Origin of the sequence: Caballeronia sp. INML2 (assembly GCF_023631365.1) — a bacterium.
Classification (GTDB): domain Bacteria; phylum Pseudomonadota; class Gammaproteobacteria; order Burkholderiales; family Burkholderiaceae; genus Caballeronia; species Caballeronia turbans.
Map to the genome: position 1 here is coordinate 1 of NZ_JALQDH010000010.1, position 23,592 is coordinate 23,592.

A 23,592-nucleotide genomic window follows, 5' to 3' on the forward strand; every position below is an offset into this window, starting at 1 on the left:
GCCCGCGCTTTCTCCTTGAGCAGCGCATCGAGCTTTTTTAGGTACGCCACCTCCGCGCGCAGGTATTCGTTCTCCTTGAGCAGTTCTTCGCGCGTGCGCGCCTCTGGCGTTTTGCCTTCGGCAGGCTTGTCGGGCTGGGTAGCTTTCATCTTTGGGCAACGCCCCCGCGGACGGGGCGCCAAGGCATCTATACCGCCCTCATGATACAGGCGCTCCCACGTCGCGACGCCACGCGGGTTACGCAGATCGAACAGCGCCGTCACCTGGGTGTACGACAACTCGTCCTGCCACATCCGTTCCAGCACCGACAACTTGAACTGCGCATCGTAATGGCTGTATTTCTTGCGCAGCCCCGCAACCCCATGCACACGATAGCTTGCCACCCAGCGGCGAACCATCGAGAAGCCCACTCCGTAACGCGCCCCCAATGCCCTGTAGCCGCTTTCGCCGGCAAGATATTCCTCGACAACCCGTCTTCTGAATCGCTCGCTGTACTTCGCCATGAAAAACACCCCCAAAGGTTGGATCGGTATCCAACTTTTGGGGTGCAGTTCAGTTCGACCGCGCCGTTTTTTTTGAGCTGGGAAAGCTCAATGCTTGCCCGTGCTCCCGAAACCGCCCGCGCCGCGCTCGCTCTCCTCGAAGTCCTCGACGATATTGAACGCCGCCTGCACGACGGGCACGATCACCATCTGCGCAAGACGCTCCATCGGGTTGAGCGTGAACGCGGTGTCGCCGCGATTCCATGTCGAGACCATCAGTTGGCCTTGATAATCGGAATCGATCAGCCCGACGAGATTGCCGAGCACGATGCCATGCTTGTGGCCGAGGCCCGAGCGCGGCAGGATCATCGCGGCGTAGCCGGGATCGGCGAGATGAATGGCGAGGCCGGTCGGCACGAGCACGGTCTGGTGCGGCTCGATGACGAGCGGCGCATCGAGACACGCACGCAGATCGAGCCCCGCGCTGCCGGGCGTGGCGTAGGCGGGCATGAAGTCGCGCATGCGCGCGTCGAGAATCTTGACGTCGAGTTTCATGGATCGAGGCTTCAGCGGCCGAGCTCGAAGGCGTCGGCCAAAAGTTGATAGGACCGCGTGCGTGCGGCGTAGCTGCCGGAGACCGTCAGAACGATCAATTCGTCGGCGTTGAATTGTTCCTGCAGCGCTTGCAGTTTTTCCGTCACACGTTCCGGCGTGCCGATGATGCTGCGCGCTTTCTCATGCGCGATCACCGCGAGCTCGCGCTCTCCGTAGACCTGCGAGATGCCTTGTGCGATCGATGGAATCGGCTGATTGAGCCCGTACGCCATCTGCACGCGGCGCAGGTCGACCGCGCGCTCGAGCGCTTCGGCTTCGCGATCCGTATCGGCGCAAATCACGAACACGGCGGCGGCGAGATAAGGCTTCTCCTCGTGACCCGGCGTGAAGCGCTCGCGATACGCCTGCGCCACGCGATCGCCATATTGCGCGTTGATGAAATGCGCGAACGCGAACCGAACGCCGAGCTGCGCGGCAAGCAAGCCGCCGAAATCGCTCGAGCCGAGCATCCACAGTTCGGGACGCGTGTCGATCTGCGGTTGCAGCAGGACGCCTTTGGCGAGCGAATCGTCGGGAATGTTGCCGCTGAAGAGGGCGATCAGCTCGGCGACTTGCTGCGGAAAGATATCGCCACGATTGTACGAACCTGCCGCGACCGCCTGCGCCGTTCGCATGTCGCCGCCGGGTGCGCGACCGACGCCGAGATCCACGCGATTCGGGAACAGCGCTTCGAGCATCAGGAATTGCTCGGCGATCTTGAACGACGAGTAATACGGCAGCATCACGCCGCCCGAACCAATGCGGATGCGCTTCGTGAGACTACCGATGCGCGCGAGCATCACTTCGGGACACGGATTCGACACGCCGTGCAGGCCGTGATGCTCCGCGCACCAGTAGCGCGTGTAGCCGAGATCGTCGGCGAGCTGCGCGAGATCGAGCGTCGCCGCGATGGCGTCGGCGGCGCTGTGGCCGTGGATGACCGGCGTCTGATCGAGAACGGAGAGCTTTGTCATCGTGTCAGGACAGCAGCTGGCCGCCGGCTTTCGGCGCGCGCTTTGCGATTTCCGCGATCAGCGTGCGCGCGAGTGCCTGCTTGCCGGCGCGCGGCAGCGGCGTCGTGCCGCGCTCTTCGAAAAGAACGACTTCGTTGTCGTCCTGACCGAACGTCAGCTGTCCGATATTTCCAATGAGCAGCGGCACGCCCTTGCGCTCGCGCTTCTGGGCGCCGTGGACCTCGAGATCGCCGCTTTCGGCCGCGAAGCCGACGCAGTAGGGCGGATTCGGCTGCTTTGCCACCGTCGCGAGAATGTCCGGATTCTCGACGAAGTTGAACGTGGGCATCGCGTCCGCAGTTTTCTTGATCTTTTGCTCGCTGACATGATCCACGCGCCAGTCCGCGACTGCCGCCACCGCGATGAAGATGTCCGCGTCAGGCGTCGCGGCCATGACGGCGTCGTGCATCTGTTGCGCGGTCTGCACGTCCTCGCGATACACGCCCCACGGCGTCGGCAACGACACCGGACCGGCGACGAGATGCACGTCCGCGCCTGCCTGCGCTGCCGCGCGCGCGAGCGCGAAGCCCATCTTGCCCGACGAACGATTGGTGATGCCGCGCACCGGATCGAGCGGCTCGAAAGTCGGGCCCGCCGTGATGAGCACGCGCTGGCCGCGCAGAATTTTCGGCTGGAAGAACGCGCAGATCGCTTCGAACGCGGCTTCCGGCTCGATCATGCGGCCGTCGCCGACTTCGCCGCACGCCTGCGAACCCGAATCCGGTCCGAGAACTTCGACGCCGTCAGCGCGAAGCTGCGCGACGTTGCGTTGGGTCGCCGGGTTCTGCCACATTTGCCGGTTCATCGCCGGAACCACGAGCAGTGGACAGTCGCGCGCGATGCATAGCGTCGAGAGCAGGTCGTCGCACATGCCGTGCGCGAGTTTTGCGAGAAAGTCGGTGGAGGCGGGCGCGATGACGATGGCATCCGCCTCGCGCGAGAGATCGATATGCGGCATGTTGTTCGGCATGCGCGCATCCCACTGCGACGTGTAGACGGGACGGCCCGAAAGCGCCTGCATCGTCACGGGTGTGATGAACTGCGTGGCCGCTTCCGTCATCACGATCTGCACGGTCGCGCCGGCCCTGATGAGCAAGCGCGTAAGTTCGGCGATCTTGTAACAGGCGATGCCGCCGGTCAGACCTAGAACGAGATGTTTGCCCGCGAGTTCCAATTTGCCTCCATCGCAAAAGAACACGGCTCCGAGGAAGGAGCCGCACGTGAACATCAACGCGAACCGCGCACGCGCCGCAGTTCGTCGAACACCAGCAACACCGCGCCGATGGTAATGGCGCTATCGGCGAGATTGAACGCCGGCCAGTGCCACGCTTTCACGTGAAAATCCAGAAAGTCGATGACGTGCCCGTACGCGATCCGGTCGATCACGTTGCCGATCGCGCCGCCCATGATGAGCGCGAGCGCCGTGCAGAAGAGCCGCTGCCCCGAATGCCTCTTGAGCAGATAGCAAATCACGATTGCCGCGACGACGCCCAGCGCCGTGAACGCCCAGCGCTGCCAGCCGCCCGCCATCGCGAGGAAGCTGAACGCCGCGCCGCGGTTGTAGACGAGCAGCAGGTTGAAGAAAGGCGTGAGCGCGTGAGGTTCGCCGTAGGCGAACACGCGCTGCACGGCGATCTTCGTCAACTGGTCGAACAGGATCACGATGAGCGCAACGCCGAGCCACGGCGCAAGCGATCCACTGCTGGAAGTTTGTTTCGCCATCGTTCGAGCCATTATGCTGCGCCTCGCGTTTCACCGGCGCCGAAGAGATTGGAGAAGCAGCGGCCGCACAGACCCGGATGGTCCGCGTGCGAGCCGACGTCCGCGCAGTAGTGCCAGCACCGCTCGCACTTCATGTAGCTCGATGCCGTGACATCGACGCCTTCTTCCGCTTCGCCCGCGACCTTTTCCAGTCGAGCCGATGACGTGATGAGCACGAAGCGCAGCGCATCGCCGAGGCTTGCAAGTGCGTCGTAACGCGCGCCGCTCGCGCGGACCGTCACTTCGGCTTGCAGCGACGAGCCGATCTGGTTCGCCGTGCGCGCTTCTTCCAGCGCCTTCGTCACGTCGCCGCGCGCATGGCGGATGAGCGTCCACTTGTCGAGCAGTTCGCCGCCGTTCGCGATGTCCGGATACGTCGCGAAGACTTCATTGAAGATCGTGTCCTGACCGGGCTTGAGCACCTTGTACGCTTCTTCCGCCGTGAACGAAAGATACGGCGCGACCAGGCGCAGCAGGCCATGCGCGACGTAATACAACGCCGTCTGCGCACTGCGGCGCTCGCGCGAATCGGCCTTCGTCGTGTAGAGACGGTCCTTCAACACGTCGAGATAGAAGCCGCCGAGGTCTTCCGAGCAGAACGTAGCGATCTTCGCGACGACTGGATGAAACTCGTACTTCTCGTAATGCGAGAGCGCGTCGTCCTGAAGGTTGTGCGTGAGTGCGACCGCATAGCGATCGATTTCGAGCCAGTTTTCCACCGGCACCGCGTCTTTCGCGAAGTCGAAGTCCGACAGGTTTGCGAGCAGGAAGCGCAACGTGTTGCGGATACGGCGATACGTTTCCGTTACGCGCTTCAGGATCTCTTCGGAGATCGCGAGTTCGCCGGAATAGTCCGTCGACGCGATCCACAAGCGGATGATTTCCGCGCCGAGGCGATTGGACACCTCATGCGGATCGATGCCGTTGCCGAGCGACTTCGACATCTTGCGGCCTTCGCCATCGACGGTGAAGCCGTGCGTGAGCAGCGCGTCGTAGGGCGGACGGCCGTCGAGCATCGAAGCCGTGAGCAGCGACGAATGGAACCAGCCGCGATGCTGATCCGAGCCTTCGAGATAGAGGTCGGCCGGGAATTGCAGCGAATCCTTGTGCGAACCGCGCAGCACGTGCCAGTGCGTCGTGCCGGAGTCGAACCACACGTCGAGCGTGTCGCGGTTCTTCTCGTACATGTTGGCGTCGTCGCCGATCAGTTCTCGGGGATCGAGCGATTGCCACGTCTCGATGCCGCCTTCCTCGACGCGCTTCGCCACTTCCTCGAGTAGCTCCAGCGTGCGCGGATGCAGCTCGCCTGTCTCCTTGTGCACGAAGAACGCCATCGGCACGCCCCATTGGCGCTGGCGCGAGAGCGTCCAGTCCGGACGGTTCGCGATCATGCTGTACAGACGCTGCTTACCCCACGACGGGTAGAACGCGGTGTTCTCGACGCCTTCGAGCGCGGTCTCGCGCAGCGTCTTGCCGCCGTCCTTGGGCGTGACATCCATGCCCGCGAACCATTGCGATGTAGCGCGATAGATGATCGGCGTCTTGTGGCGCCAGCAGTGCATGTAGCTGTGCGTGTACTTCTCGCTCTTGAGCAGCGAGCCCGCGCCTTGGAGCGCTTCGACGATCTGCGGATTCGCTTTCCAGATCGACAGCCCGCCGAAAAGCGGCAGCGATTCGATATAGCGGCCATCGCCCATCACCGGGTTGATGATGTCGGCATCCGCCATGCCGTGCGCCTTGCACGACACGAAGTCTTCGACGCCATACGCCGGCGACGAGTGCACGATGCCCGTACCGCTTTCGGTCGTCACGTAGTCGCCGAGATAGACGGGCGCGGTGCGCTTGTAACCCGGGTGCGCGGCCGCGAGCGGATGATGGAAGCGCAGGTTGGCGAGCTGTTCGCCGGTCGCCGTCGCGATGATTTCGCCCGTCAGGCCGTAGTTCTCCAGGCACGCTTCGACGCGTTCTTGCGCGAGGATCAGCAAGCCGCGCGACGTATCGACGAGCGCGTAGACAATCTCCGGATGCACGTTCAACGCCTGGTTGGCGGGAATGGTCCAGGGCGTCGTCGTCCAGATGACGATGCCGCCTTCCGCTTTCGGCAGCGCGTTCAGGCCGAACGCCTGCGCGGTCTTCTCCGGCTCGGCGAAGGCGAACATGACGTCGATGGTCGGATCGGTCTTGTCCTTGTATTCGACTTCCGCCTCGGCGAGCGCGGAGCCGCAATCGAAGCACCAGTTCACCGGCTTCAGGCCGCGGAACACGAAGCCTTTCTCCATGATCTTGCCGAGCGCGCGGATTTCGCCCGCCTCGTTGGCGAAGTTCATCGTCTTGTACGGATTGTCCCAGTCGCCCAGAACGCCGAGACGCCGGAAGCCGGCCTTCTGCTTCTCGATCTGCTCGCCCGCATAGGCGCGCGCCTTTTGCATCACTTCAGCGGCGGGCAGCGACTTGCCGAACTGCTTTTCGATCTGGATTTCAATCGGCATGCCATGGCAATCCCAGCCCGGCACGTAGACCGCGTCGAAGCCGGCGAGATTGCGCGCCTTGACGATCATGTCCTTCAGGATCTTGTTGACCGCGTGCCCCAGGTGGATGTCGCCGTTCGCGTATGGCGGGCCGTCGTGCAGGATGAACTTCTTGCGGCCCTTGGAGGCGGCGCGGATCTTCTCGTAGATCTTGTTGTCCTGCCATTCCTTGACCCACGCGGGTTCGCGCTTGGGCAGGTCGCCGCGCATCGGGAAGGGCGTGTCGAGCAGGTTGACGGGATACTTCGAAGAGGCTTTCTCTTTCTTGTCGCTCATGAATGACTCGGTGAATTCGGTGAGACGGCGCTTGTCTTGGCGCGCGATGATTCGGAGGCGGGGCAGCGGGCGGCGCATGATGCGCCGCGCGCTCACCTAATTCGGTCGGTCGCCGAAATGGCAAAGCCCGTGGCACGGCTGCCGGCGTTGCTTGCGGGCGGAAGGCCGAAGTACGCGCGCGCGTTGTCGACATCCTTCGCGATCGCGGCGGACAGCTTCTCTAGGTCGACGTATTTCTCTTCGTCGCGCAGCTTCTTCAGGAATTCGACCCGCACGAGCTTGCCGTACGCGTCGCCGTGCCAGTCGAGCACGAAGACTTCGAGCAGCACGCGGCCGGAGTCGTCGACGGTCGGACGCAGGCCGAGGCTCGCGACCGCGGCCAGCGGTTCATCGGCGAGGCCGTGCACGCGCACCACGAAAATGCCCGCGAGCGCCGGCCGTTTGTGCGCGATCGGCAGATTCAGCGTCGGAAAGCCGAGATCGCGGCCGAGCTTCGCGCCGTGCACGACGTGCCCGCTGATGATGTACGGCCGCCCGAGGGCGACCTGCGCGGCGTCGAGATCGCCCGCGACGAGCGACGTGCGCACCGACGACGATGAAATGCGCGCGCCGTTCGGATGCGCGACCGTGGCCATCTGCTCGACTTCGAAGCCGTACTTGTCGCCGGCGGCTTTGAGTGAATCGAAATTGCCCGCGCGTTTGGCGCCGTAGCAGAAGTCGTCGCCGACCATGACCCAGCGCGCATGCAGGCCATCGACGATGACATTCTTCACGAACGTATCAGGCGATTGTCCGGCGAACGTCTTGTTGAAATGCTCGACCACCACGCGGTCGACGCCGTTGGTGCGCAATGCTTCGAGCTTGTCGCGCAGCATCGCGATGCGCGGCGGCGCGCCCGCCGGATTGAAGAACTCGCGCGGATGCGGCTCGAAGGTCATCACGCAGACCGGCAGGCCGCGCGCATCGGCGGCCGCCCGCACGTGCGCGAGCAGCGCCTGGTGACCGCGATGGACACCGTCGAAATTGCCGATGGTCAGTGCGCAGGGCGCCCGGCTTTCGGCATTGGGGAGGCCGCGAAAGACTCTCACGATAGGCGATGGTCGATGGGAGGGGCTGATGCTGCAAAGCGTTAGATTATAAACGCTCGCACGGGACGACGGGCGCGAGCGGCCCGGCTCGACGCCTGACCGACCCAGTTTGGCACGATTCTCGCACCGTCCGAATGATAAAATCCGCGGATGAAAAAAATCGTCATTCTGATCTCCGGACGCGGGAGCAACATGGAGGCCGTCGTGCGTGCGTGCGCGCGCGAAGGCTGGCCGGCCCGCATCTGCGCGGTCATTTCCAACCGGCCCGATGCCGCCGGATTAGGCTTTGCGGCCGCGAACGGCATCGAAACAAAGGTGGTGGATCATCGTCGGTTCGACGCTCGCGAATCGTTCGATGCCGCGCTTGCGCATGAGATCGATCGCTTCGAGCCCGATCTCGTCGTGCTGGCGGGCTTCATGCGCGTGCTGACCGACGCCTTCGTCGCGAAATACGCGGGGCGCATGCTCAACATCCATCCATCGCTCCTGCCGAGTTTTCCGGGCTTGCGCACGCATCAGCAGGCGCTCGACGCCGGCGTGCGCGTGCACGGCGCGAGCGTGCATTTCGTGACGCCGACGCTCGATCACGGGCCGATCGTCGCGCAAGCAGCGGTGCCCGTCGTCGCCGGCGACGATGCCGCGGCGCTCGCCGCGCGCGTGCTGAAGGTCGAGCACGACATCTATCCGCGCGCGGTGCGCTGGTTTATCGAAGGGCGTCTTTCTATCGAAGGGGAGCGCCAGGATGGGCGTGTGGTGCTCACGCCGTCTGAGCCGCAATGGCTCTTTGCCGACATTGCCGGGGAGGGCGTATGAGGCTGCATGGATTTCTGATTGGTCAAACCGAAACGCTGCTCGCGGATGTGCTGCGCTTTTCCGGCCCCGCCGATGCCGCGACGAGCCGCTTCTTTCGCGCCCATCCGAAGCTCGGACATGGCGAGCGCGGCGTGATCGCCGAAGCTGTCTTCGCCGTGCTGCGCCGGAAGATGGAGTTTTCTCACCTGGCGGAAAGCGGCAGCGGCAACCAGGCGCGCCGCCTCGCGCTGCTCGGGCTGATGCAAACCGCCGGCCTGAATGCGCTGAAGCCGTTCGTATCGGCGGACGAGTATCAATGGCTCGCGCAAGTCTCGAAGATCGATCCGGCGAGCCTGCCGGTGCGCGTGCGCACGAACCTGCCGCAGTGGATCTTCGACGCGATGGCCAAGCGCTTCGCGCCCGAGGAACTCGCGCAGCTTGCCGCCGCGCTGAACTATCCCGCCCCGCTCGATCTGCGCGTGAATCCGATCAAGGCGAGCCGCGAAATCGCGCTGAAGGCGCTGACCGAGGCGGGCATCGACGCGGGCGAAATGCCATTCGCGCCGTTCGGCATCCGCGTGGACGGCAAGCCCGCGCTCACGCGTCTCGCGCCGTTCCAGGAAGGCTGGATCGAGGTGCAGGACGAAGGCAGCCAGTTGCTCTGCTCGCTGATGGCCCCGCGCCGTGGCGAGATGATCGTCGACTTTTGCGCGGGCGCGGGCGGCAAGACGCTCGCGCTCGGGGCGATGATGCGTTCGACCGGCCGTCTCTACGCCTTTGACGTGTCCGATCGCCGGCTCGCCAAGCTTAAGCCGCGTCTCGCGCGCAGCGGTCTGTCGAACGTCAATCCGGTGTTGATCGACAGCGAGCATGACGCGAAGATCAAGCGTCTCGCGGGCAAGATCGATCGCGTGCTCGTCGATGCGCCGTGCTCCGGCCTCGGCACCTTGCGTCGCAATCCCGACCTGAAGTGGCGCCAGTCGCCCGCGACCGTCGCCGAGCTCATGCCCAAACAGCTCTCGATCCTGACGAGCGCGGCGCGCCTCGTGAAGACCGGCGGCCGTCTCGTCTACGCGACGTGCTCGATGCTCGAAGCTGAAAACGAAAGCGTCGTGAAGCAGTTCCTCGAAGCGCATCCGAACTTCCGCGTCGTGCCGGCGCGCGACGTGCTGGCGGAACAGCGCATCGATCTGGATACCGGCGAGTATTTGTCGCTCTGGCCGCACAAGCATGGCACGGACGGCTTCTTCGCGGCCGTGCTGGAGCGCGTGCCCGACGCCGCGAAGGCGCCGAAGGCGGCTGAAGAAACTGCCTAAGCAATGCAGAACCACTTCCTGAGCGAACTCTCCGCGCGGCTCTTCCGCGATTTCGGCGAGCCGGAAGTGATCTGGCAGGTGGCGGTTCTGCTCGGTCTGCTCGTAGTCGCCTGGTGGTGCGCGCGTCTGCTTCGCAAGAAGCTGGATGCGCGCCGCCAGGCGCGATTCGAAGCCGTTCGTTTCGGCGCGGAAAGTCTCAACAAGGCGCTGTTCCCGTTGCTTGGCACGGTTTTCGTGTCGATCGCCCAGGTCGTGCTGGCGCCGTTCATCCATACGTCGTTCCTGCGTCTCTCGCTCGTGCCGCTATGCGGCATCACCGTCATCTATACGATGTTCTATGTCGCGCGGCGCGTGTTCAGCCGCGGCCAGACGGAGCACGAGGCGAACGCGCTGCTCTATCTGTTCGAGAAGCTCGTGACGGTGATCGTCTGGATAGCGATGGTGCTCACCGTGATGGGCATCCAGGACGATGTCGTGCACTGGATGGCGAGCGTGCGCTTCAATTTCGCGAACGCGCACATGACGCTGCTCTCGCTCGCCTCCGGCGTGCTGTGGGTGTGCGTGACGCTGATCGTCGCGATGTGGGCGGGCGCGCTGCTCGACGATCGCCTGATGCGCGCGCGCTCGCTCGACGCGAATCTCAAAGTGGTGCTCGCGCGCGTCGGCCGGGCGCTGATGATTCTCGCTGCGATTCTGGTGAGCCTGTCCATCGTCGGAATCGACATCACGGTGCTCGGCGTGTTCGGCGGGGCGCTCGGCGTTGGGCTCGGTTTCGGCTTGCAGAAAATCGCGAGCAATTATGTGTCGGGCTTCATCATTCTGCTGGACCGTTCCTTGCGGCTAGGTGACATGATCAATGTGAGCGGAAATCAGGGCACGGTCACGCAGATTCGCACGCGCTACACGGTCGTGCGTGGGCTGGACGGCATCGAAACATTGATTCCGAACGAAAAGCTCATCACCGACGTGGTTCAGAACCATTCGTCGTTCCTTACACGCGGCAACGCGAAGATTGCGGTGCAGGTGAGCTACCGGTGCGATGTCGAGCGCGCGATGCAACTGCTCGTCGAGGCGACGCAGGGCGTGGAGCGCGTGCTGCAAGACCCGGCGCCCGCTGCGCTGCTGTCGAGTTTTGGCGCGGACGGGATTAATCTCGAACTGAGTTTCTGGATCGAGGAGGCCGCGAAGGGCACGGGCGGCGTCAAGTCGCAGGTCAATCGCGCTGTTTGGCGGTTATTCTGCGAGCATGGCATTGAAATCCCTTACGCGCAGCGCGACATAAGAATTCTCGGCGATGCCGGTACGGTGAGCAGCAAATCGGTACTAAATGCCGAACGAGGCGACCAAGGCGCTGCACCTGTCGCCTGAATGCCGATCGGCAGAGTTGCGATCCCTCGATTTGCCCGATGAATCAACACCAATTCGGGGCGTGAGTTTTCCCTTGTTTCGGTACGATTCAAAAAATTTCACCTTTAGGACAAAGACTTGGAACGCATGCAGTAAAATGCGATCGAACCTGCGCACGTTCCTTTCACGTGCACAACAAGTTGCTCGAAGTCAGTTTTGACTGGCCATTTTTCCCGAATTTCACAGCTATACAGGTAAACCGCCTTGCTGAATTCTTCTCTCGAATTTCTCGCCAACGGATTGCTGGACTTTTCCTGGTGGCAGATTCTGCTGTTCACGCTTGCGATGACGCACGTCACGATCGCCGGCGTCACGATCTATCTGCACCGTTGCCAGGCGCACCGCGCGCTGGATCTGCATCCCGTTGCGAGCCACTTCTTCCGCTTCTGGCTGTGGATGACCACGGGCATGCTGACCGGCCAGTGGGCGGCGATCCACCGCAAGCATCACGCGAAATGCGAGACCGAGGAAGATCCGCACAGCCCGCAGACGCGCGGCATCTGGAAGGTGCTGCTCGAGGGCGCGGAGCTCTATCGCACCGAAGCGAAGAATGAAGAAACCATGCGCAAGTTCAGTCACGGCACGCCGAACGACTGGATCGAACGCAACGTCTACACGCGTTATCCGATTCTCGGCATCAGCATCATGATGGTCATCGACGTCGCGCTGTTCGGCATCGTCGGTCTGTCGGTGTGGGCCGTGCAGATGATCTGGATTCCGTTCTGGGCGGCCGGCGTCGTCAACGGTCTCGCTCACTTCTGGGGCTATCGCAACTTCAACTCGGCGGATGCGTCGACGAACATCTTCCCGCTCGGCATTTTGATTGGCGGCGAAGAGCTGCATAACAATCACCACACGTTCGCGACCTCCGCGAAGCTGTCGAGCAAGTGGTACGAGTTCGACATCGGCTGGATGTATATCCGCCTGATGTCCATGGTCGGCCTCGCGAAGGTGAAGAAGGTCGCGCCCACCCCGAAGCTCGCGGCGAGCAAGGCAGTCGTTGATCAGGACACGTTGCAGGCCGTGCTGTCGAACCGTTACGAAGTGATGGCGCGTTACGGCAAGGCGCTCAAGCGCGCCTACGCGCAAGAACTGACGAAGCTGAAGGAAGCCGGCGCGCGCGAGAAGTATCAGTTGATGCGCGGCGCGCGCAAGTGGTTCCACAAGGAAGAGGACGGCTTGGACGAGCCGCAGCTCAAGCAACTTCCGGAACTGACGTCGGATAACCAGAAACTGCGCACGTTCATCGAACTGCGCAAGGACTTGTCGGCCATGTGGGATCGCTCCAATGCGTCGCGCGAGCAACTGGTGACGCAGTTGCAGGACTGGTGCCATCGCGCGGAAGAGAGCGGCATCAAGGCGCTGCAGGACTTCGCTTTGCGTCTGCGCCGCTACGCCTGAGGCGCGATATCCGTTAAAATTTATGAACGTCACAAGACCCCGCTCTGGCGGGGTCTTTGTTTTTGGGCGGCCGATTTTCGCATTTCGTTTTGCTTGAGTTGCAAGTGGGGACAGGAGACATGGAAGCGATCAGAAGCGTCGAGTACGACCGGCCGCAAGGCCTGACTTGTGGGGTGGGCGAGGCGTGGGCGCGAGTGCCGGACGCACCATCGGCCGAAAAGCGGCGCGAGCTGAAGGAACGCATTCGCGCGCTGCTGCGGCGGGAAGAGGCGGTTCTGGTCGCGCATTATTATGTCGATGCCGAACTGCAGGAACTCGCCGACGAAACCGGCGGCTGCGTCGCCGATTCGCTCGAAATGGCGCGCTTCGGGCGTGACCATGCAGCGAAGACGCTGGTCGTCGCGGGAGTGCGCTTCATGGGCGAGACCGCCAAGATCCTCAGCCCGGGCAAACGCGTGTTGATGCCCGATCTCGACGCGACTTGCTCGCTCGATCTCGGCTGCCCCGCCGACGAGTTTTCCGCCCTCTGCGACGCGCATCCCGATCGAACCGTCGTTGTGTATGCGAACACGAGTGCGGCCGTGAAGGCGCGTGCGGACTGGATGGTGACGTCGTCGATCGGGCTCGAAATCGTCGCCGATCTTCACGCGCGCGGCCAAAAAATCCTGTGGGCGCCAGACCGTCACCTCGGCAGTTACATCCAGAAGAAGACCGGCGCGGACATGCTGTTGTGGCAAGGCTCGTGTCTCGTCCATGACGAGTTCAAGGGTATCGAGCTCGACCTGCTGCGTAATGAATACCCCGACGCGAAGATCCTCGTGCATCCGGAATCGCCGGAAGGCGTCGTGGTGCTTGCGGATGTCGTCGGCTCGACCACGCAATTGATCGACGCCGCCGTGAAGCTCGACGCGAAGCGCTTCATCGTCGCGACGGATCTCGGCATCCTGCACAAGATGCGGCTGGCCGCGCCGGGCAAGACGTTCATCGAAGCGCCGACCGCCGGCAACAGCGCGACCTGCAAGAGCTGCGCGCACTGCCCGTGGATGGCGATGAACGGCCTGGCAAACCTCGCCGATGTCCTGGAACGCGGTCACAACGAGATCCACGTCGATCCGGCTATCGGATTGCGCGCGCGCGTGCCGATCGACCGCATGCTCGACTTCGCCGCGCGTCATAAGCAGCGCGTGCAAGCGAGCGGCGATCTGGCGAAAGATACGTCCCTGTTCACGAATGTGGGAGCGGCGTGATGGCTTTTTCGCCCGTTTTTGACGAAGTCCGCGCCCAATACGGCGAAGCGTTCGACACGGCGCTCGCGCGCAATGTCGTCGATGCGCTCGACGAAGACGTCGGCGCCGGCGATCACACCGGCCGTCTCGTGCCCGCGGACGCGCGACGCACCGCGCGCATCATCGTGCGCGAGGAAGCGGTGTTGTGCGGCGTGCCGTGGTTCGATGAAGTGATGCGTCGCGTCGATCCGTCGATCGAAGTCGAATGGCAGTATCGCGAAGGCGATCGCATGACGGCGAATTCGCCCGTCGTGCTGCTGAACGGTCCCGCGCGCTCGCTGCTGACGGCGGAGCGCAACGGTCTCAATTTTCTGCAATTGCTGTCGGGCGTCGCGACCGCGACGCGCCGGTACGTCGAGGCGATCGAAGGCACGCACGCGCGCATCCTCGATACGCGCAAGACGTTGCCGGGCCTGCGGCTCGCGCAGAAGTATGCGGTGCGCGTGGGAGGCGGCGCGAACCAGCGCCTCGCGCTCTACGACGGCATTTTGATCAAGGAAAACCACATCGCGGCCGCTGGCGGCGTGGGCGCGGCGATGGACGCGGCGCTCGCGCTGAACGCGGGCGTGCCGATTCAAATCGAAGTGGAAACACTCGAGCAACTCGAAACGGCGCTGGCGCACCGGGCCGAATCGATTCTGCTCGACAACTTCACGCTGGACATGATGCGCGATGCCGTGCGCATCACCGCGGGCCGCGCGTTGCTCGAAGTGTCCGGCGGCGTGAACTTCGACACGGTTCGCGCGATCGCGGAAGCCGGCGTCGATCGCATCTCGATCGGCGCGCTCACGAAGGACGTGCGCGCGACCGATTTTTCGATGCGCCTGCTCTAAATACTCGTGCGGCGGGCGACCGGCGGCATCAGCACGGTCGGCAGCGCCTTCGGTAAAGTCTCGGGCCAGTCGCGGCTGTAGTGCAAGCCGCGGCTCTCGCGCCGGGAGCACGCGCTTTCGACGATCAGCGACGCCACATCAACGAGATTGCGTAATTCCAGCAGATCGCGGCTCACCTTGAAGTTCGCGTAATACTCGTGGATCTCGTCGCGCAGCATGGCAAGCCGATGTTGCGCGCGCGCGAGGCGCTTGTCCGTGCGCACGATGCCGACGTAGTTCCACATCAGGCGTCGCAGTTCATCCCAGTTATGCGCGACGACGACTTCCTCGTCCGGATCGGACACGCGGCTTTCGTCCCAGTCGGGTAATTCCGCGTGACAGCCGTTGGAGAATCCGTCAGCTTCGATCGCCTGCGCGGCCGCGCGACCGATCACGAGGCACTCGAGCAGGGAATTACTCGCGAGCCGGTTCGCGCCGTGCAGACCCGTGCACGACGTCTCGCCGACCGCATACAGCCCGAGACGATCCGTGCGCCCCGCGAGATCGGTGACGACGCCGCCGCACGTGTAATGCGCGGCGGGCACGACCGGAATCGGCTCCTTCGCGATATCGATGCCGAATTCGCGGCAGCGCGCGAGGATCGTCGGAAAGTGCTCTTCGAGAAACGCGCGCGGCTGGTGGCTGATATCGAGATACACGCAGTCGATGCCGCGCTTCTTGATTTCGAAATCGATCGCACGCGCGACGATATCCCGCGGCGCGAGTTCGGCGCGCTCGTCGTGCGCGGGCATGAAGCGCGTGCCATCGGGCAGGCGGAGGAGGCCGCCTTCGCCGCGCACCGCCTCGGAGATGAGGAACGACTTCGCGTAGGGGTGAAAAAGGCACGTCGGATGGAACTGGATGAATTCCATGTTCGCGACGCGGCAGCCCGCGCGCCACGCCATTGCGATACCGTCGCCGGTCGCGGTGTCGGGGTTCGTCGTGTAGAGATAGACTTTGCCCGCGCCGCCCGTCGCGAGGACGGTGTGCGGCGCCTGAATGGTGACAGTGCGGCCGGTATTCAGATCGAGCGCGTAAAGTCCGTGGCAGCGATGGCCGGGCAGCCCGAGACGATCCGACGTGATCAGATCGATCGCGTAATGATCTTCGAGAACGGTAATGTTGGGATGGTTGCGCACACGTTCGCCGAGCGTCGTGACGACCGCGTGGCCGGTCGCGTCCGCCGCGTGGATGATCCGGCGGTGACTATGACCGCCTTCCCGCGTCAGATGAAAGCCGAGTTCGGCTGAGACGTCGCGCGTGAAGGGCACGCCTTCCTCGATGAGCCATTCGATCGCCGCGCGCCCGTTTTCGACGATGAAGCGCGTCGCGGCTTCGTCGCACAGGCCGCCGCCGGCTACGAGCGTATCCTCGACGTGGTTGTCGACGCTGTCGGCGGAATCCAGTACGGCCGCGATGCCGCCCTGTGCCCAGTCGCTCGCGCCGACGCTCGCGCCGCGCTTTGCGAGGATCGCGACGCGACGCGTCTCAGCCAGATTCAGCGCGACGCTCAAACCTGCGAGTCCGCTCCCTACGATCGCTACATCGAAATTCATGCTGCCGGTTCTCCGTCCGTGTTCTCGTCGATAGCCGGAAAGCATAACCCGCATGAACATTCAGTGACAGCGAAAACCCCCGCACGGTCGTGTGTAAAGCGCGTGAGAAAGCGCGCGCCATAAAACAGAAAGCCCCGCATTTGCGGGGCTTTTTGCTGTCTTCGTTCAGGAATCTCGAATCAAGGGGTTACTTGATCTTGGTTTCCTTGTACTCAACGTGCTTGCGGACGACGGGATCGAACTTCTTGATCGCCATCTTTTCCGGCATGTTGCGCTTGTTCTTGGTCGTCGTGTAGAAGTGACCCGTGCCTGCGGTCGATTCCAGCTTGATCTTGTCGCGTGCGCCCTTGGCCATTTGCGTGCTCCTTAGATTTCACCGCGTGCGCGCAGGTCTGCGAGCACGGCGTCAATACCGTTCTTGTCGATCAGGCGCAGGCCGGCGTTCGAAACGCGCAGACGGACCCAGCGATTTTCACTTTCAACGAAGAAACGGCGGTTCTGCAGGTTCGGCAGGAAACGACGCTTGGTCTTGTTGTTTGCGTGGGAAACGTTGTTGCCCGACATCGGGCCTTTCCCAGTTACTTGGCATACGCGTGCCATGAGGACACTCCTAAATACACGTTAAGTCTGAGTCGAACGCTCGAAACGAAAGCACTCGCTTCCGTTCGATGCCTCTTATCGCCCAATTTGCCGATCGGGGACTTGGCAGCACGGTTATGCCAATGAGGGCTGCGCCCAGTGCACCTTGCGGTTCACACCGCAGTTTACACTTTACTCAGAACAGGCGGGTTGAGAAAAGCAAACGCGGATTGTAACAGGAAAAACGCTGAAATATCAAACCATTTATGGCCCTTTCGTTCACAGCCAACCGTGCCGCGCGAAGGAGAACACCTCGTTCGCGGCCACGACGATGTGATCGAGCAGCCGCACATCGATGAGCGTCAAGGCGTCCTGCAGCGTCTTGGTCAGCCGCCGGTCGTTCGCGCTCGGCTCGACGCCGCCCGACGGGTGATTATGCGCGACGATGAGCCCCGCCGCGTTCAAAGTGAGCGCGCGCCGAACGATCTCGCGCGGATAGACCGCGACGCGCGTGAGCGAGCCGCGCGCGGACTCCTCGGCGAGCAGCAACTGATGACGCGCGTCGAGATACAGGCAGATGAACACTTCGTAAGGCCGCGTGCCGATCAACAGCCGCAGATAGTCCTCGACCGCGCCCGGCGCGTTCAGGAGTTCGCGGTCGCGTGCTTTTTCCGCGAGCGCGCGCCGGCACAGTTCGGACACGGCGAGTAGCGTCGCCGCGCGAGCCGGCCCGATGCCATGCTGCTCGCGCAATTCCGCGGCCGACGCGTCCAGCACGCCGCGCAGCGATCCGAAGCGCCGCAGAAGCTGGCGCGCCACATCGACCGCCGTCACGCCGGACACCCCGGTGCGCAGGAACAATGCGAACAGTTCCGCGTCCGACAGCGCCGCCGGGCCGCTATCGAGCAGGCGTTCGCGCGGACGGTCGGCGCGCGCCCACTTGCGGATCGACATGAAGGGCGCAATCGTCGCGATGTTTTCGTCGGGTGCCGCGGGCGGCTTCACGAGCCGCAGATCGGCGCTCATCGCGGCCCTCCGGGACGTCTTGTCGCGCGGCCGAGCGCACGCAGGACACCGCCGCGTGACGCGTCACGACACAACTCTGTCTTACAATAGCGGTTTTGGCGTCCGGTTCGCACCGGCGCCGCGCGGTTCGCTGCCTCGCGCGGAAGATCCGCCCCATGCCGGGCCCGCGCCCTGCCTTCAAACGAACGGCCACATCCAATACTCATGAGCATCATCGATATCTCCGAGGTGAAACCCGGTTCGCACGTCACGCTTCACTACCGGCTCGCGCTCGCCGACGGTGCTGACATCGTCAACACGTTCACGGACAAGCCCGCGACGCTCCTGCTCGGCGCAGGTCAGCTCGCGGAGCCGTTGGAAGAGATTTTGCTGGGCCTGAAGGTCGGCCACCACTCGACCTTTCAGCTAACGCCCGATCAGGCGTTCGGGCCGGGCAATCCGGAACTGGTCCAGTGGGTGTCGCTCGCGACGCTGCGCGAAAACAGCATGATCGGCGAGGATTTTTCCCCCGGCGATCTCGTCGAATTCAACGCGCCGGCTGGCGGGCGCTACGCGGGCGTGCTGAAGGAAGTCGGCGAGACCGCGGCGCTGTTCGACTTCAACCACCCGCTCGCGGGCCAGGCGCTCGTCTTCGAAGTGAAAATCATCGGAATTCTGTAACCATGATTGAAAGCCTCAACGAAGTTCAGACCGACGTCGAAATCCTGCTCGCGCAGCCGCGCGGGTTTTGTGCAGGCGTCGATCGCGCGATTGAAATCGTCGAGCGCGCGATCAAGCTCTTCGGCGCGCCCATCTACGTGCGTCATGAGATCGTCCATAACGCCTATGTCGTCGCGGATTTGCGCAAGAAGGGCGCGATCTTCATCGAAGAACTGTCCGATGTACCGGAAGGTGCCACGCTGATCTTCAGCGCGCACGGCGTCTCGAAGGCGGTGCGCGGCGAGGCGGAGGCGCGCGGCCTGCGCGTGTTCGACGCAACTTGCCCGCTCGTGACCAAGGTGCACATGGAAGTCGCGAAGATGCGTCAGGAGGGCTTCGACATCGTGATGATCGGTCACAAGGGTCATCCGGAAGTCGAGGGCACGATGGGGCAGTCGGGCGAGGGCATGCATCTCGTCGAGGATATCGAGGATGTGCAGAAGCTCGATCTGCCCGACCCGCTGCGCATTGCGTATGTCACGCAGACGACGCTTTCGGTCGACGACGCCTCTGCGATCATCGACGCGCTCAAGACGAAATACCCGGACGTCAGGGAACCGAAGAAGCAGGACATCTGCTATGCGACGCAGAACCGCCAGGATGCGGTCAAGTTCCTGGCGCCCCAGTGCGATGTCGTGATCGTCGTCGGCAGCCCGAACAGCTCGAATTCGAGCCGCTTGCGCGAAGTCGCCGAGAAGCGCGGCATTCCCGCCTATATGGTGGATTCGCCGACGCAGATCGATCCGCGCTGGATCGAGGGCAGAAAGCGTATCGGCGTGACGGCGGGCGCATCGGCGCCGGAGGTGCTGGCTCAGGCCGTGATCGCACGCTTGCGCGAACTCGGTGTGCGCAACGTGCGCTCGCTCGAAGGCATTGAGGAGACGATCTCGTTTCCGTTGCCACGCGGACTGTCGCTGCCGCAGTAAATCGGGAAGAGTTATGAAGAAGCGCCTCCGGGCGCTTTTTTTTCGCCCGGAGAAGCAGGCGCGCAGGGCTAAAACTGAGCACCGCAACGGGGCGCGCGCTGTGGCGACATTTTCTCCTGAATAACTCAAGGGTTTTCCCGTAAATCCGATAACGAGACGTAGCCCTCGATATCCGGCCGATTAAGCCTGTTTTCGTTATGGTGCAACTACTGCACAAAAATGGATCGCAACCCGGTTGCGCTTCTGCCGGAAAATCGGCTGAAAATGAGGGTTGCAATGCTGGAAAACCCCGCCACGCAAGAATATTGCTCGTCTCATATTTAGCGTTACAATGCGCGCGTCTTGAGGCCAGAAGGGTTCACGACGACAGTTTTTAGAGGCGCAGGAGACCTATTTGATGCGATTCAAGTTTGCTCACGCCGTGTCCATCGCGGCTGCGGTTGCAATGGCAAGCGCATGCGGCAAGAAGGACGAAGGCGGGGCGAGCACGGCAGCGCCGGCGGCAAGTTCCGCCGCAGTGTCCGCTGCGTCCTCGCCCGCGCCTGCGCCGGCGAGTGAGGCAACCGTCGTCAGGATCGGTCATGTCGCGCCCTTGACGGGCCTGCAGGCCCACCTCGGTAAAGACAATGAAAACGGCGCGCGTCTCGCACTGGAAGAGATCAGCGCCCAAGGTTTGACGATCGACGGACATTCCATCCGTCTCGTGCTCGACGGCCAGGATGATGCGGCCGATCCGCGCGTCGGCACGGAAGCCGCCCAGAAGCTCGTCGACGACCACGTGATCGCGGTGATCGGTCACATGAACTCGGGTGTATCGATCCCGGCGTCGAAAATCTACAGCGATGCGGGCATCGCCCAGATCTCTCCGTCGACGACGAACCCGGAGTACACGAAGCAAGGTTACAAGACGACGTTTCGCGTCGTGGCGACCGACGCGCTGCAGGGCCCCGTGCTGGCCGGCTACGCGATGAAGACGCTGCATGCGAAGAAGGTCGTCGTGGTGGACGATGCGAGCGCCTATGGCCGGGGATTGGCCGACGAGTTCGCGAAATCGGCGCAGGCCGGCGGCGTGAAGATCGCCGCGCGCGAGGCGACGACCGAGAAAGCCCGCGATTTCAAGGCGATTCTGACGAAGATCAGGCGCATTCAGCCGGACGTCGTGATGTACGGCGGCATGGACGTGACGGGCGGCCCGTTCGCCAAGGAAGCGGCGGCGCTCGGCATCAAGGCGAAGATCCTCGCGGGCGACGGCGTCTGCACCGACAAGGTAGCCGAGCTCGCGGGCGACGCCGTGCAAAACATCATCTGCTCGGAGGCGGGACCCGCGCTTTCGAAGATGGACAAGGGAGCGGACTTCGAGAAGAAGTACGAAGCGCGCTTCCACACGCCGGTGCAGATTTACGCGCCGTTCACGTATGACGCGATGTACGTGATCGTCGATGCAATGAAGCGTGCGAACTCCACCGAAGCGCCCAAAGTGCTCGCTGCGATTGCCACGACCGACTACAACGGTCTGACGGGGCATATCGCTTTCGACGACAAGGGCGATCTGAAGGCGGGGACCATCACGCTGTACGACTTCAAGGATAAGAAGAAGGACGTACTCGACGTCGTCAAGCAGTAGGCAGTCTGGCGGTGCCAGCTATCCGGCGGCGCCGTTTTCGTATCCGTCCGTGAAACGTTCGCAGCCTCATCCGGCGGCGGGCGGACGATCGGCGCTCAACCCTTACCGGTTTTTTAAAAGTACGCGCAGTGCCGCTTCAGATTTCGCTTCACACCGGTTTATCGGCCGGTCATAAAGGCGTTATCGAATCGCACGGGGCTAAGGAGCTTTAAATGGATATTTTCATCCAGCAGATCCTCAACGGTCTGGTGCTTGGCAGCGTCTACGCCATCATCGCGTTGGGTTACACGATGGTGTACGGCATTCTCGGCATCATCAACTTCGCGCACGGCGACGTGCTGATGGTGGGCGCGATGGTTGCGCTCTCGGCCATCGGCGTCATGCAGAATCACGCTCCAGGTTTGCCCGGGCCGATCATGCTCACGATCGCGCTCGTGATCGCCGCGGTCGTCTGCGCGCTCGTCGGCTACACGATCGAAAAAGTCGCGTACCGGCCGCTGCGCAAGGCGCCGCGTCTCGCGCCGCTGATCACCGCGATCGGCGTGTCGATCCTCTTGCAGACCATCGCGATGATGATCTGGGGCCGTAATCCGCTGGCGTTCCCGCAGCTCCTGCCGACCGACCCGATCAACGTGATCGCCGCCGACGAAACCCGTCCGGGCGCCGTGATCTCGATGACCGAAATCGTGATCATCGTCGTCGCGTTCCTCGTGATGGGCGGACTGCTCCTTCTCGTACACAAGACCAAGCTCGGCCGCGCAATGCGCGCCATTGCCGAGAACCCGGGCGTCGCGTCCCTCATGGGCGTCAACCCGAACTTCGTGATTTCCGCGACCTTCATGATCGGCTCGGCGTTAGCTGCCTTGGCCGGCGTGATGATCGCGTCGGAATACGGCAACGCGCACTTCTACATGGGCTTCATTCCCGGCCTGAAGGCGTTCACGGCGGCGGTGCTGGGCGGTATCGGCAACCTCGGCGGCGCGATGGTCGGCGGCGTGCTCCTCGGCCTCATCGAACAGCTGGGCGCCGGCTACATCGGCAATCTGACGGGCGGCGTCTTCGGTTCCAACTACCAGGACGTGTTCGCCTTCGTCGTGCTGATCATCGTGCTCGTGTTCCGTCCGTCGGGTCTGCTCGGCGAACGCGTCGCGGACCGCGCTTAAAGACCGTGTGAGGAGCTCATAAAAATGACTTCGATTCAACCTATCGAGCCGTCCACGACGCTCATCCCCGAGAAGAACACGACAAAGACGCTCGTCGTCGGCGTCATCACCGCCATCTTGGTCATCGCCGCGCCTATGGTGATCGGCGCAGCAGGCGGCAACTACTGGGTCCGCGTGCTCGACTTCGCGATGCTCTACGTGATGCTCGCGCTCGGCCTGAACGTGGTGGTCGGCTTCGCCGGCCTGCTCGACCTGGGCTACATCGCGTTCTACGCGGTGGGCGCGTACGTTGCCGCGCTGCTGTCGTCGCCGCAACTGACCACGCAATTCGAATGGATCGCGCATCTCGCGCCCGGCGGATTGCACGTGCCGTTTCTCATCATCGTGCCGGTCGCGATGGCGCTCGCGGCCACCTTCGGCGTGCTGCTCGGCGCACCGACCCTGCGCCTGCGCGGCGACTACCTCGCGATCGTGACCTTGGGCTTCGGGGAAATCGTCCGGATCTTCATGAACAACCTCGATCGTCCGGTGAACATCACGAACGGGCCGAAGGGCATTACGGGCATCGATCCGGTGACGGTGGCGGGCTTCAACCTGTCGCAGACGCACGAGTTGTTCGGCATGAAGTTCCCGTCGGTGTACATGTACTACTACCTGTTCGTGCTGTGCGCGCTCTTCGTGATCTGGGTGTGTACGCGTCTGCAGCATTCGCGCATCGGCCGCGCATGGGCCGCGATCCGCGAAGACGAAATCGCCGCGAAGGCGATGGGCATCAACACCCGTAACGTCAAGCTGCTCGCATTCGCGATGGGCGCGTCGTTCGGCGGTCTGTCCGGCGCGATGTTCGGCGCGTTCCAGGGCTTCGTATCGCCGGAATCGTTCACGTTCTGGGAGTCGATCGTCGTGCTGGCGTGCGTGGTGCTGGGGGGCATGGGCCATATTCCCGGCGTGATTCTCGGCGCGGTGCTGCTCGCCGTGTTCCCCGAATTCCTGCGCTCCACGATGGGCCCGCTGCAAAACGCCATCTTCGGTCATCAGATCGTCGATACCGAAGTCATCCGTCAGCTCCTGTACGGTCTGGCGATGGTGCTGATCATGCTGTATCGCTCGGAAGGCCTGTGGCCCGCCGCGAAACACGAAGACAAGATCGCGAAGATCGCGAAGCGCGGCGGCAAGAAGCCGGCGCGTGCATAAGGCGGAGAT

Annotated in this window: 21 protein-coding genes and 1 pseudogene; 11 read left to right on the top strand and 11 right to left on the bottom strand. The window is 63.1% G+C overall.

The genetic code is table 11. The annotated features are described in order from the left end of the window. From NCT32_RS02825 to NCT32_RS02855, 7 genes and pseudogenes are all read right to left on the bottom strand, one after another. A pseudogene (locus tag NCT32_RS02825) lies at positions 1-503 on the bottom strand (transposase); the annotation flags it as partial. A gap of 87 nt (positions 504-590) precedes the next feature. Continuing rightward, entirely contained in the window at positions 591-1,037 is a 447-nt protein-coding gene (gene dut / locus NCT32_RS02830; RefSeq protein WP_061118753.1) for a dUTP diphosphatase, read from the bottom strand. An 11-nt stretch (positions 1,038-1,048) separates the two neighbouring features. Next, on the bottom strand, positions 1,049-2,050 hold the full coding sequence (locus NCT32_RS02835; RefSeq protein ID WP_061118754.1) for an LLM class flavin-dependent oxidoreductase: 1,002 nt from the start codon (positions 2,048-2,050) through the stop codon (positions 1,049-1,051). A gap of 4 nt (positions 2,051-2,054) precedes the next feature. Then, positions 2,055-3,317: a bifunctional phosphopantothenoylcysteine decarboxylase/phosphopantothenate--cysteine ligase CoaBC gene (coaBC, locus tag NCT32_RS02840; protein WP_061118755.1), complete on the bottom strand. Its 1,263-nt coding sequence runs from the start codon at positions 3,315-3,317 to the stop codon at positions 2,055-2,057. Next, complete coding sequence (lspA, locus tag NCT32_RS02845) at positions 3,317-3,823, bottom strand: signal peptidase II (RefSeq protein ID WP_061118756.1); 507 nt, start codon at positions 3,821-3,823, stop codon at positions 3,317-3,319. The genes coaBC and lspA overlap by 1 nt, the downstream gene beginning before the upstream one ends. Next, positions 3,823-6,654 carry an isoleucine--tRNA ligase gene (ileS, locus tag NCT32_RS02850; RefSeq protein WP_061118900.1) on the bottom strand — a complete coding sequence of 944 codons (2,832 nt, stop codon included), beginning with the start codon at positions 6,652-6,654 and terminating at the stop codon, positions 3,823-3,825. The genes lspA and ileS overlap by 1 nt, the downstream gene beginning before the upstream one ends. 92 nt (positions 6,655-6,746) lie before the next feature. After that, positions 6,747-7,742, bottom strand: a complete 996-nt coding sequence (locus tag NCT32_RS02855; RefSeq protein WP_061118757.1) for a bifunctional riboflavin kinase/FAD synthetase — start codon at positions 7,740-7,742, stop codon at positions 6,747-6,749. A gap of 150 nt (positions 7,743-7,892) precedes the next feature. Between NCT32_RS02855 and purN the strand changes: the two genes are divergently transcribed. From purN to nadC, 6 genes are all read left to right on the top strand, one after another. Continuing rightward, entirely contained in the window at positions 7,893-8,555 is a 663-nt protein-coding gene (purN, locus tag NCT32_RS02860; protein ID WP_061118758.1) for a phosphoribosylglycinamide formyltransferase, read from the top strand. Further along, positions 8,552-9,850 (top strand): RsmB/NOP family class I SAM-dependent RNA methyltransferase, encoded by a 1,299-nt coding sequence (locus NCT32_RS02865; RefSeq protein WP_250489880.1) that lies wholly within the window; start codon positions 8,552-8,554, stop codon positions 9,848-9,850. The genes purN and NCT32_RS02865 overlap by 4 nt, the downstream gene beginning before the upstream one ends. Before the next feature lie 3 nt (positions 9,851-9,853). Then, positions 9,854-11,218 (top strand): mechanosensitive ion channel family protein, encoded by a 1,365-nt coding sequence (locus tag NCT32_RS02870; protein WP_061118760.1) that lies wholly within the window; start codon positions 9,854-9,856, stop codon positions 11,216-11,218. Positions 11,219-11,461: 243 nt separating this feature from the next. Next, positions 11,462-12,658, top strand: a complete 1,197-nt coding sequence (locus NCT32_RS02875) for an acyl-CoA desaturase (protein WP_061118761.1) — start codon at positions 11,462-11,464, stop codon at positions 12,656-12,658. A gap of 119 nt (positions 12,659-12,777) precedes the next feature. Next, complete coding sequence (nadA, locus tag NCT32_RS02880) at positions 12,778-13,905, top strand: quinolinate synthase NadA (RefSeq protein ID WP_250489881.1); 1,128 nt, start codon at positions 12,778-12,780, stop codon at positions 13,903-13,905. Continuing rightward, positions 13,905-14,777 (top strand): carboxylating nicotinate-nucleotide diphosphorylase, encoded by an 873-nt coding sequence (nadC, locus tag NCT32_RS02885; protein ID WP_061118763.1) that lies wholly within the window; start codon positions 13,905-13,907, stop codon positions 14,775-14,777. The genes nadA and nadC overlap by 1 nt, the downstream gene beginning before the upstream one ends. Here nadC and nadB read toward each other — a convergent pair. The 4 genes from nadB to radC all read right to left on the bottom strand — a co-directional run bounded on the left by nadB (position 14,774) and on the right by radC (position 17,977). Further along, entirely contained in the window at positions 14,774-16,372 is a 1,599-nt protein-coding gene (gene nadB, locus NCT32_RS02890; protein ID WP_061118764.1) for an L-aspartate oxidase, read from the bottom strand. The genes nadC and nadB overlap by 4 nt on opposite strands. A gap of 187 nt (positions 16,373-16,559) precedes the next feature. Then, positions 16,560-16,727: a 50S ribosomal protein L33 gene (rpmG, locus tag NCT32_RS02895; protein ID WP_006478046.1), complete on the bottom strand. Its 168-nt coding sequence runs from the start codon at positions 16,725-16,727 to the stop codon at positions 16,560-16,562. 11 nt (positions 16,728-16,738) lie between these two features. Then, positions 16,739-16,972, bottom strand: coding sequence for a 50S ribosomal protein L28 (gene rpmB / locus NCT32_RS02900; RefSeq protein ID WP_008351171.1), 234 nt, complete (start codon positions 16,970-16,972; stop codon positions 16,739-16,741). Between the two features lie 258 nt (positions 16,973-17,230). After that, on the bottom strand, positions 17,231-17,977 hold the full coding sequence (gene radC / locus NCT32_RS02905) for a RadC family protein (RefSeq protein ID WP_061118765.1): 747 nt from the start codon (positions 17,975-17,977) through the stop codon (positions 17,231-17,233). 204 nt (positions 17,978-18,181) lie between these two features. Here radC and NCT32_RS02910 point away from each other — a divergent pair, with 204 nt between their 5' ends. From NCT32_RS02910 to NCT32_RS02930, 5 genes are all read left to right on the top strand, one after another. Next, the gene (locus tag NCT32_RS02910) at positions 18,182-18,637 is read left to right on the top strand and encodes a peptidylprolyl isomerase (RefSeq protein WP_061118766.1); all 456 of its coding nucleotides are present in this window, start codon (positions 18,182-18,184) and stop codon (positions 18,635-18,637) included. A 2-nt stretch (positions 18,638-18,639) separates the two neighbouring features. Beyond that, positions 18,640-19,602: a 4-hydroxy-3-methylbut-2-enyl diphosphate reductase gene (ispH, locus tag NCT32_RS02915; protein WP_061118767.1), complete on the top strand. Its 963-nt coding sequence runs from the start codon at positions 18,640-18,642 to the stop codon at positions 19,600-19,602. 397 nt (positions 19,603-19,999) lie between these two features. Then, a complete protein-coding gene (locus tag NCT32_RS02920) occupies positions 20,000-21,226 on the top strand; it encodes a branched-chain amino acid ABC transporter substrate-binding protein (protein WP_061118768.1) in 1,227 nt (408 codons plus the stop codon). 212 nt (positions 21,227-21,438) lie between these two features. Further along, positions 21,439-22,389, top strand: a complete 951-nt coding sequence (locus tag NCT32_RS02925; RefSeq protein WP_061118769.1) for a branched-chain amino acid ABC transporter permease — start codon at positions 21,439-21,441, stop codon at positions 22,387-22,389. A gap of 24 nt (positions 22,390-22,413) precedes the next feature. Continuing rightward, entirely contained in the window at positions 22,414-23,583 is a 1,170-nt protein-coding gene (locus tag NCT32_RS02930) for an ABC transporter permease subunit (protein ID WP_061118770.1), read from the top strand. Positions 23,584-23,592: the final 9 nt, after the last annotated feature.

What these genes read in the sequence shown, in the direction of transcription:
- dut (WP_061118753.1), bottom strand. Translation starts at nt 1,037, where the DNA reads ATGAAACTCGACGTCAAGATTCTCGACGCGCGCATGCGCGACTTCATG.
- NCT32_RS02835 (WP_061118754.1), bottom strand. Translation starts at nt 2,050, where the DNA reads ATGACAAAGCTCTCCGTTCTCGATCAGACGCCGGTCATCCACGGCCAC.
- coaBC (WP_061118755.1), bottom strand. Translation starts at nt 3,317, where the DNA reads ATGTTCACGTGCGGCTCCTTCCTCGGAGCCGTGTTCTTTTGCGATGGA.
- lspA (WP_061118756.1), bottom strand. Translation starts at nt 3,823, where the DNA reads ATGGCTCGAACGATGGCGAAACAAACTTCCAGCAGTGGATCGCTTGCG.
- ileS (WP_061118900.1), bottom strand. Translation starts at nt 6,654, where the DNA reads ATGAGCGACAAGAAAGAGAAAGCCTCTTCGAAGTATCCCGTCAACCTG.
- purN (WP_061118758.1), top strand. Translation starts at nt 7,893, where the DNA reads ATGAAAAAAATCGTCATTCTGATCTCCGGACGCGGGAGCAACATGGAG.
- NCT32_RS02865 (WP_250489880.1), top strand. Translation starts at nt 8,552, where the DNA reads ATGAGGCTGCATGGATTTCTGATTGGTCAAACCGAAACGCTGCTCGCG.
- NCT32_RS02870 (WP_061118760.1), top strand. Translation starts at nt 9,854, where the DNA reads ATGCAGAACCACTTCCTGAGCGAACTCTCCGCGCGGCTCTTCCGCGAT.
- nadA (WP_250489881.1), top strand. Translation starts at nt 12,778, where the DNA reads ATGGAAGCGATCAGAAGCGTCGAGTACGACCGGCCGCAAGGCCTGACT.
- nadC (WP_061118763.1), top strand. Translation starts at nt 13,905, where the DNA reads ATGGCTTTTTCGCCCGTTTTTGACGAAGTCCGCGCCCAATACGGCGAA.
- nadB (WP_061118764.1), bottom strand. Translation starts at nt 16,372, where the DNA reads ATGAATTTCGATGTAGCGATCGTAGGGAGCGGACTCGCAGGTTTGAGC.
- rpmG (WP_006478046.1), bottom strand. Translation starts at nt 16,727, where the DNA reads ATGGCCAAGGGCGCACGCGACAAGATCAAGCTGGAATCGACCGCAGGC.
- rpmB (WP_008351171.1), bottom strand. Translation starts at nt 16,972, where the DNA reads ATGGCACGCGTATGCCAAGTAACTGGGAAAGGCCCGATGTCGGGCAAC.
- radC (WP_061118765.1), bottom strand. Translation starts at nt 17,977, where the DNA reads ATGAGCGCCGATCTGCGGCTCGTGAAGCCGCCCGCGGCACCCGACGAA.
- NCT32_RS02910 (WP_061118766.1), top strand. Translation starts at nt 18,182, where the DNA reads ATGAGCATCATCGATATCTCCGAGGTGAAACCCGGTTCGCACGTCACG.
- ispH (WP_061118767.1), top strand. Translation starts at nt 18,640, where the DNA reads ATGATTGAAAGCCTCAACGAAGTTCAGACCGACGTCGAAATCCTGCTC.
- NCT32_RS02920 (WP_061118768.1), top strand. Translation starts at nt 20,000, where the DNA reads ATGCGATTCAAGTTTGCTCACGCCGTGTCCATCGCGGCTGCGGTTGCA.
- NCT32_RS02925 (WP_061118769.1), top strand. Translation starts at nt 21,439, where the DNA reads ATGGATATTTTCATCCAGCAGATCCTCAACGGTCTGGTGCTTGGCAGC.
- NCT32_RS02930 (WP_061118770.1), top strand. Translation starts at nt 22,414, where the DNA reads ATGACTTCGATTCAACCTATCGAGCCGTCCACGACGCTCATCCCCGAG.